Origin of the sequence: Paenibacillus turpanensis (genome assembly GCF_011421635.1) — a bacterium.
Lineage (GTDB): Bacteria > Bacillota > Bacilli > Paenibacillales > YIM-B00363 > Paenibacillus_AK > Paenibacillus_AK turpanensis.
The window spans coordinates 1-1,221 of sequence record NZ_WTLI01000061.1 but is presented as its reverse complement, the minus strand read 5'-3'; the positions used below and the strand labels follow the sequence as shown (position 1 = coordinate 1,221).

The following is a 1,221-nucleotide window of genomic DNA, read 5'->3' as shown; positions in this document are numbered from 1 at the left end:
AGCGACGAGGTTGATAGGTTCGAGGTGGAAGCGTAGCAATGCGTGGAGCTGACGAATACTAATCGGTCGAGGGCTTATCCAATAAACAAGCAACAAGTTTGCACACACTCGTTTATCGCATCCGGTTTTCAGGGAATGAGCCCATGTTATGGGCTTACATAGAAGGAATGAACAGCAAGCACAATTAAGTGCTTGCTGTTTTTGCTTTTCAACCGTTATGCCATCATAAACCAAACATCATTTAACTGCTGGAGTGTCATAATACTGATGGCTTCTGAAGTCAATAAAACTTGATGGAGGGGTTGTCACGTGGGTGTACGAGAAGGGTTAATCCCAACAGTGTTAGGCGCAGCTGTAACTGCAACAGGTATTGCAATGCGAAATGGCAATAGAATGAGCAAGCCGATCTCGGATGGTCTGATCGGTTTTGGTGCAGCTCATATCGTTCTTGGAGCGATTGACTTGATCGAGCATCGACGTTGACGAAGGCGGCCAAGAAACTAAAGATGTTTCTTGGCCTTTTCATGCCGCATCATTAAAACCTAAAGTAAAGGAGAATAAATGATGAATTTTTATGACGATTATAGTCATGAACCGGCAGGGTCGTATCAGCAATTGTATCGTAATATCGAATACTGGGTTCAGCAAAAAGAGCAATTGACGAATGTACCGAAAGAAAATGCTTATGAAGCAGCCGAACAAACGGATGAAGAAACGAGTTTTGAATAAGATGAGGAGCGAAGAAATGGTCGAAGCATTTTTAAACGTAAAGGGGCTTACGTGCCGACGCTGCGTAGATGAGGTTGAAGGAGCGGTAACGAATATTAATGGTGTAGAACGGGCGATGATCGATTTGGCTGACTCTAAGCTGTTTATTGAGTATAACGAGAATGAAACAGGAATGAATGAAATTAAGAGTGCAGTTACAAGTGCAGGATACTTAATTGAATAAATAAAAATGCCGCCTCTTCCTGATGTGCGGCATTTTTACTGTGATGGGATTCCTTTTTGATCTTTAAGCAATTGCGGTTAAATGATGGTTTTGTGCTTTGGAACAATTTATATATTGGATTGAGATCAGGTATATGTTAAGATGGTTTTCTCGCTCGAGGAAATCAAATAATGAAAGACTTCAACAACTTACTTAAATCTTCCTCTTGTGTTTTTGAAACTGGTATGTTATTATAAAATTCCTGTCGCCGAGAGCGACGGACAAGCAGT

At 41.3% G+C, this 1,221-nt stretch carries 3 protein-coding genes; all 3 read left to right on the top strand.

The features are described 5' to 3' along the window. Window positions 1–309 precede the first annotated feature (309 nt). On the top strand, window positions 310–483 hold the full coding sequence (locus GQS10_RS22800; RefSeq protein ID WP_166246613.1) for an asparagine synthase: 174 nt from the start codon (window positions 310–312) through the stop codon (window positions 481–483). Window positions 484–564: 81 nt separating this feature from the next. Then, on the top strand, window positions 565–729 hold the full coding sequence (locus GQS10_RS22795; protein ID WP_166246611.1) for a hypothetical protein: 165 nt from the start codon (window positions 565–567) through the stop codon (window positions 727–729). A 16-nt stretch (window positions 730–745) separates the two neighbouring features. Then, a complete protein-coding gene (locus GQS10_RS22790) occupies window positions 746–952 on the top strand; it encodes a heavy-metal-associated domain-containing protein (protein ID WP_166246609.1) in 207 nt (68 codons plus the stop codon). The last annotated feature ends 269 nt before the right edge of the window (window positions 953–1,221 follow it).